This window comes from Marinagarivorans sp., from assembly GCF_982758155.1.
This window is the reverse complement of sequence record NZ_CEXWTU010000184.1, coordinates 3,291-10,365: the sequence shown is the minus strand read 5'-3', so window position 1 is coordinate 10,365 and position 7,075 is coordinate 3,291. Positions and strand designations below refer to the sequence as shown.

The window sequence follows — 7,075 nt, the reverse complement described above, 5'->3', positions numbered from 1 at the left end:
GGCATGCGCCCCTTCGAGCGCCTTGTTGAGAAAGCAGGCGCCCTCGTCTAATTGGGCAAACTATTATTGCCTCGCCCCTTATTTCATGTACGCCCCTAATCATGTTATTCCACGGTTACGCTCTTGGCCAAATTTCTTGGCTGATCCACATCGGTGCCTTTAATAATGGCCACATAATAGCTGAGTAATTGTAACGGTAAGGTGTAGACCACTGGTGCTAGCCAGGGGTGTACATCCGGCACTTGAATGACATGCATGCCTTTATCACTTTTAAAGTTGGAGGCGGCATCGGCAAAAACATACAGTTGGCCGCCGCGCGCGCGGACCTCTTCAACGTTCGATTTTAACTTTTCTAACAACTCGTTATTGGGTGCCACCACAATAATGGGCATTTCGGCATCGATTAAGGCCAGTGGGCCGTGCTTTAATTCGCCTGCGGCGTAAGCTTCTGCATGAATATACGATATTTCTTTAAGCTTAAGCGCTCCCTCCATAGCGATGGGGTATTGGTCGCCACGGCCTAAGAATAGGGCGTGATTTTTATCGGCAAAATCTTCGGCGAGCGCTTCAATACTTTTGGCCAACTCTAGCGTTTCTTCGAGTTTACGCGGTAAGGTTTTAAGGGCGTCGACGAGTTCTTTTTGCTGCGCTGTGGATAAGCCGTGATGTTTTCCGATAGCGAGCGTTAGCATGGCAAAGCCAACGAGCTGGGTGGTGAAGGCTTTAGTCGAGGCAACGCCAATTTCGGCGCCGGCGCGGGTCATAAAGGCGAGGTCGGATTCGCGTACTAATGACGAACCAGCAACGTTACACACGGTAAGGCTGCCTAAATAACCCAAGTTTTTAGCTAAGCGTAATGCGGCGAGGGTATCGGCGGTTTCGCCGGATTGGCTAATACTGACTAATAAACTATTGGGTTGAACAAACGATTTACGGTAGCGAAATTCGCTAGCAATTTCGACGTTACAAGAGATGCCTGCATAGGTCTCTAGCCAGTAACGTGCAACCATGCCTGCGTGGTAACTGGTGCCGCAGGCAACAATTTGTACGTGCTGTACTTTTTTGAACAGCTCGGATGCGCCATTGCCAAAGGTTTCTTCCAGTACTGTGTCGCTGCCTAAGCGCCCCTCTAATGTATTGGTGATGGCTTGAGGTTGCTCGTAGGTTTCTTTGAGCATGAAGTGGCGGTAGGGGCCTTTATCGGCGGCATCGTAACTGACGTTGGATTCGTGAGCGTCGCGCGTCACTTTTTCGCCGACGCTGGAATAGATATCAACGCTGCGACGGGTAATCTCTGCAACATCACCTTCTTCTAAATACATAAAGCGGCGGGTTACGGGCAGCAGTGCAAGCTGGTCGCTGGCGACGAAATTTTCGCCAATGCCTAAACCCACCACCAAGGGGCTGCCACTGCGGGCAACAACCATGCGCTCGGGATCTTGCTTATCGATAACAACGGTGCCGTAAGCGCCAGTGAGTTGCACGACGGTTTTTTGCACGGCCTCGAGTAATGTACTGGCGGTTTTGAGTTCTTCAAACACCAAATGAGCGATAACTTCGGTATCGGTATCGGAAGTGAAGGTGTGGCCTTTAGCGGTTAGCGACTCTTTTAATTCGACGTGGTTTTCAATAATGCCATTGTGAACAACGGCAATGCGCTCGGCAGACATATGCGGATGCGCATTTCGCTCGCTGGGTTCCCCGTGGGTGGCCCAGCGGGTGTGCGCAATGCCGGTACCGCCTGGTACGGGCTCCAGTGCAATGGCATCGGCCAACTCGGCAACTTTGCCTAGGCGGCGAACGCGTTCGAGTTGTTGTTGGTCGTCAATAATTGCCACGCCAGCGGAGTCGTAGCCGCGGTATTCTAAGCGGCGAAGGCCTTCTACTAATATTTCTGCTACATCGCGCTGGGCTACAGCGCCAACAATGCCACACATGGGAACGTCCTTAAGTTTGAGAATGAGGGAGTGGCGCGGCTATCACCGTAACGCCATGAGATTCAATGAGCTGCTGATGTTCCGGTTCTATATCGTCATCAGTGACCAGTGTTGTAATTTGCTGCCAGGGCAGCTCTAGGTTATGTATTTTGCGGCCTATTTTGCTCGACTCAGCCATGACAATCACTTCGCGAGCAACCTCGGCCATTACACGGCTGAGGTGAAACAATTCGTTAAAGGTGGTGGTGCCACGTAAAGGGTCGAGGCCATCGGCACCGATAAACAGTTGGTCAAAATCGAAGGCGCGTAGCATTTGCTCAGCCAGCTGCCCCTGGAAAGACTCGGACCGTGCATCCCAGGTTCCGCCTGTCATGAGTAACGTAGGCTCGTTTTCTAATTCGCGCAGGGCATTGGCAACGCTGAGTGAATTCGTCATCACCACCAAACCTTGCTTGCACAGTAGTTGGGGCAGTAATGCGGTGGTTGTGGTGCCGCTATCAATGATGATTCGATTGTGGTCGCGGATTAGCGCGGCAGCTGCGTGTGCAATAGCTTGCTTGTGAATCGAAACTTCTTGCTCGGCAGGGTCGCTGATAAATTCTTGTGGAATAGCCACCGCGCCACCGTAGCGCCGCATGAGTAAACCGCTGGCTTCTAGGGCGCTAAGATCCTTGCGAATAGTGACTTCACTGGTCGAAAAGCTTGCGGCTAGAGCATCAACGCTCACTTCGCCGGCGTCTTCTAGGCGCTCTACGATGGCGCGTCGGCGCTGTTGAGTGTTTCGTTTTGTCATCTGTTTTGGTTGCTTATCTTTCGGTTCGAAAGAATTGTAGAGCCTAATCATCAAAAAACAAGTTATTAACGTGTTTATACGTGTTTATACGCGTTTTTTAGCAAGCCTATTAGTTGCGTACTAGGCTTTGGTTGGAAATAAAACGTTAGTCACCAACTTGCAAGCTATGATGATAACTGTTGAGCAAAAATAGAATACTTTTGGTTTACGTATGCGTAGTGGCGGTTGTGAATTAGCGGAAAAAATAGGTGAGTTGATGCGTGGTTGGCGGTAGCGGTTTTGGTGGGCTGCCATAATGATGAAAAAGGAGACATTTTCCTTAAAATAAAAAATACAGAAGTGGGTGATTTTTAAATTAAATGGTTCTATTTGGGGGAGGATTAAGCATTAATATGAATCACCGGTCGCTCGGTTTATTCGTTGTTTTGTTATTTATTCGGCGGAGATAAATTGACTTGTTTATCAATCCATTAGGATTTTTTCCCGTGACTAACGGTCGACTTTAGGTGTGGGCAGAAAGTTGAATTGACTAAGTGAAATTGACTATAAGATTGCGGATTTATAAAAATATTTTTTTTAGACTTTTTTGGCATGTGACTTGGTCCTCTTTTTAGCGAAAGTGCGATTTGACGAGGACTGCGTTAGCGATAAGACTGTAAACAGGCACTGGATTTTTACGGGTGCAAATTTCTCTGAAATTTCTTCGGACAATTATTCTGCGATTAGGAGTGTCGCCCCCATACAAAGCTGCGTTAAGTAGTTGGAGGCATAGAGAGTGTCAAGCAAATCCATTGTCACGCCAGACAAACCTGTTAGCCTTACGGTTATTAATCGTAGCGCCGAAAGACACACGGCCTATATTCTTTCGAAATTGCCTAAGCCTGTGCAAACCATGAAAGATAGCGCTCTTGATTGGTTGCTTGAACGTGTCGATGTGGCGGTATCAAATGTTGACGATGCCTTATTCGAACTGGCCAGTCATGCTTTTCAGCAAAGTGAACAAGATAGTTACTTTTTCGCTATGCGAGAAATTCGCTCTAACCACGCAACTGTAAAAAATCAGTTTAAAGAATTCATGACGCAAGGCTTTTGTTCGTGCGTGGAAGAACCTGACGACGGCGATGGCATAGGTGCTGATTCGCTAAGTGTTATTGCCAATGATGACATGGACGAAATTTTAGCGATCGAAGCGGTTGTTAAAAAAGGCGTGACACAAAATAAGGTATCGCTAGAGCATTTAATGCAGCGTTTGGATGCGGTGTGTTTAAGTGATGGTTCAATAGACAACATTCCGTTGTCACCTCACAAAATATGCACGGCTTTTAAGCAGGCGACCGAGTCTTTACGGTTGCATATCAACGCGCGTTTAGTTTTATTTAAAGTGATTGAGCAAGATTTAATTGCCCGTTTACCAGAGCTGTATCGCCAGTTGAATACGCTGCTTGCCGAGCGGGGAATTTTACCTGATCTTGCTGAAGCCGAAAACGAGAAAAAATCCAAAGGTGCGCGTAACCGTTTAACAAAACCCGCCGACGAGGGTTTGATGGGTGCGCCAGTATTGCTAGAGGAAGAGACCCCTCTGGCTGGTGCCGCAGCCGACCATACTCCTTCGGCTAATGCCGAGCAGAAAGCCTTGGCGGATATTGCCGCTCAACTCAATGAGTTACAGGCCGGCTTACAAAGCGTAAAAGGTAATGCCATTGATCAGACCTTTACGCCAAAGGGCTTAAATACGCCACAGTTACTCGATATTTTAAGTCAGGTTCAAGCGACAATAACGCCCGCAGCGCATACTCGCCCAGGTAGTTTAATGAAGGCTATTTCGCAGGCGAGCGGCGGTTTAAGTGGGGCGCTAAATTTATCGCCTCAGCATAAAACATTGCAGGTTGTTGATGGCTTGTTCAGCACCATGTTAACGGAAGAAAGTTTAGCGAACCCACTGAAAGAATTATTGTGCCGCTTGCAAATACCGGTTGCTCGCGCAGCGGTGGTGGATAACGATTTATTGTTCCACCCTGATCATAGTGCGCGCAAGTTGGTAAATGCTTTAGCACAAGCCAGTATGGCGTTAAATGGCGACGATGTTGAGGCATTACAAACTGACCCGCTGTATAAAAAAATGGCTGATATCGTCGATAGCGCGGTTAAAAATTATGATACAGATAGCCAGGTTTTTACCGACTTATTAACCGACTTTGAAACATTTACTCATCGCGATCAAAAGCGTTTAGAAGTTCTAGAAAAACGTATTCTGGATGCGGAAGAGGGGCGGGCAAAGGCCGAGAGTGCACGTTTGATGGTTGCGCAAACGATTGTGGATATTTGTGATGGCCGTGATTTACCCAGCGTGATTCATGCTTTCATACATAAAGCTTGGCATCAGGTTATGTTTGTTGTGTGCCTTAAGCACGGTGCCGAGTCAGAATTATGGGCCGAAACGGTTTCGACGGCGGCAAAGCTGGTGGATGCTACACAGAACCTGCAGAGTTATGTTGCGTGTGAGACCGTACGCCTAGAGTACCCAGCCCTAGAGGCTAAAATCCAGGAAGGTTTTGAATTAATTGCTTTTGACCCATTCGAGGGTGAGCGGCTTTTAGATACGTTGAAAATGTTATTTCAAGAGCTAAAGCCGGATGCTCTGCCGCCGCATGATGATGTAGGTTCGCCCGCGTTTGAAGCATTAGCAGCACAAACGCGCAGACAATATGCTGAGCCTCATGTTAAAAATAATAATGTCAGCTCTTTGTTAAAAGAAAAAAAGCAGCGTGTTGTTGCAGAGAAGACGGCTGCCACAACGATAGATGAGCAATTCTTTGCGCAGGCTAAGGCTTTGTCGCGCGGAACATGGCTGGATTATAAGAAGCGAAATGCACCAGTACTTCGCTGTCGGTTAGCGGCTGTGATTGAGTCAACTTCAACGTATATCTTTGTTAATCGCAGTGGCCAAAAGGTTATGGAAAAAAGCTTGTTGGCGCTCGCCTTTGCGTTTAAAAATAAAGAATTAACAACCATCGATAGTAGCTTTTTGTTTGATAAAGCTTTGGAACAAGTCATCGTGAGTTTGCGAAAAAGCGAAGAAATCGAGTCGTAAGTGACTAGGCAATTGTTGCAATCTGCCTATATTCTTCCGCGATTTTTTATTCTATTGCGTTAAAATCAGTGATTGATTTCCGCCTTGCTCATGCAGCGTTGTAATTCCTTCCATTAATCGGGTGCAGTAATCTCCGCCATCCTCATTGTTAGAAAATGTCGTTAGTGCCATAGATAGGGTAATTTTTACCGGCTTACCTTTGATGTTTAAGGGGGCGCGAGTAATGAATTTTCGTATTGTATCCAGTGTCTCTTGCGCTGTATTGGTTGGGCTTTCGGGCAAGACTATCAAAAATTTATCGCTATTGTAGCGGCCGATAAAATCGACACTGCGCAGCCTGTCGCGTAGGGTGGTTGCGACTAGTTTTAATACTCTATCGCCAATAATATAGCCGTAGTCATTAAATTTAGTTAAAGCATCAATGTTGCACATGGCTAATGTAACGGGATGGCCGTAGCGCTGAAAGCGTTCGCATTCGTGCTCTAATCGTTGGCTGCAACCGGCTCTGTTGGGCAGTCCTGTAAGGGCATCTCTGTTGGCTTGATGTTGCTCTTTCTCGACGAGTGTTTTTGTTGTTTTTGCCTTTACCTCAACTTTCTGTAATTGGTCGGCCACTTCACGCAGATTAATATTTTGCTGCGTATCTTGCGTGTTCTCTTGTTTTCGCTCTATCAGACTTTTTTCGATGACGGTAATGTGTTCCATAACCGCAAACTTTAATTCATCAAGGCTACTGGCGCTTTGGTTTGTGCTGGTCAGTTTATCCTGGCTTTCTTCAATGGCCTTGTTCTGTAGTGCGCGGTGAGTAATTTGCCGAGCCGCATCTTCTAAATGATGGTCCATTACTTGGCATATACGCGCGAGTTCAGAATCTATATGGACGAGATAATTACTGAATTCGGCGCCGTAGTTCATATAGCTTGTTTGCAATATATCGCGGATGGCCCGTAAGAAGCTGGCAATGTTATCGCCTGTTACGCCGAGGTCTATTTTTTTACGTTCTTCAATGATTGATGCCGCAAGATCCTCTGTGGGAACAATGGCAGAGAATATTTCATGCAGCAGCGATTCTATTTCGCCGCTATTTTCAATAGTAATGTTTGTGTCGTCGTGATGAGGCGCTGCATCGTGTGGCTCGACAACCTCAAAAGACGTTTGAGGAATGCCGAGGGCATCTTCATTTAGCGAGTGCAGGCCGTTGTTGGTAGCGGATTCATCACTTGGTACTGGCTCGGGAGTTGCCTCCGCCTTTGT

At 47.1% G+C, this 7,075-nt stretch carries 4 protein-coding genes; 1 reads left to right on the top strand and 3 read right to left on the bottom strand.

What is annotated here, in order from left to right; all coding sequences use genetic code 11:
- Positions 1-104 precede the first annotated feature (104 nt).
- Positions 105-1,937, bottom strand: coding sequence for a glutamine--fructose-6-phosphate transaminase (isomerizing) (gene glmS / locus AC3A8L_RS16280; RefSeq protein ID WP_487963329.1), 1,833 nt, complete (start codon positions 1,935-1,937; stop codon positions 105-107).
- Positions 1,938-1,947: 10 nt separating this feature from the next.
- Complete coding sequence (locus tag AC3A8L_RS16275; RefSeq protein WP_487963328.1) at positions 1,948-2,730, bottom strand: DeoR/GlpR family DNA-binding transcription regulator; 783 nt, start codon at positions 2,728-2,730, stop codon at positions 1,948-1,950.
- 775 nt (positions 2,731-3,505) lie between these two features.
- Between AC3A8L_RS16275 and AC3A8L_RS16270 the strand changes: the two genes are divergently transcribed.
- Positions 3,506-5,821 carry a DUF1631 family protein gene (locus tag AC3A8L_RS16270; RefSeq protein ID WP_487963327.1) on the top strand — a complete coding sequence of 772 codons (2,316 nt, stop codon included), beginning with the start codon at positions 3,506-3,508 and terminating at the stop codon, positions 5,819-5,821.
- A 51-nt stretch (positions 5,822-5,872) separates the two neighbouring features.
- Here the strand turns inward: AC3A8L_RS16270 and AC3A8L_RS16265 are convergent.
- The coding region (locus tag AC3A8L_RS16265; protein ID WP_487963326.1) for a GGDEF domain-containing protein at positions 5,873-7,075 on the bottom strand (1,203 nt) is incomplete at its 5' end.

Bases quoted from the DNA above. Each gene is read 5' to 3' on its own strand.
- glmS (WP_487963329.1), bottom strand. From the start codon at position 1,937: ATGTGTGGCATTGTTGGCGCTGTAGCCCAGCGCGATGTAGCAGAAATA.
- AC3A8L_RS16275 (WP_487963328.1), bottom strand. From the start codon at position 2,730: ATGACAAAACGAAACACTCAACAGCGCCGACGCGCCATCGTAGAGCGC.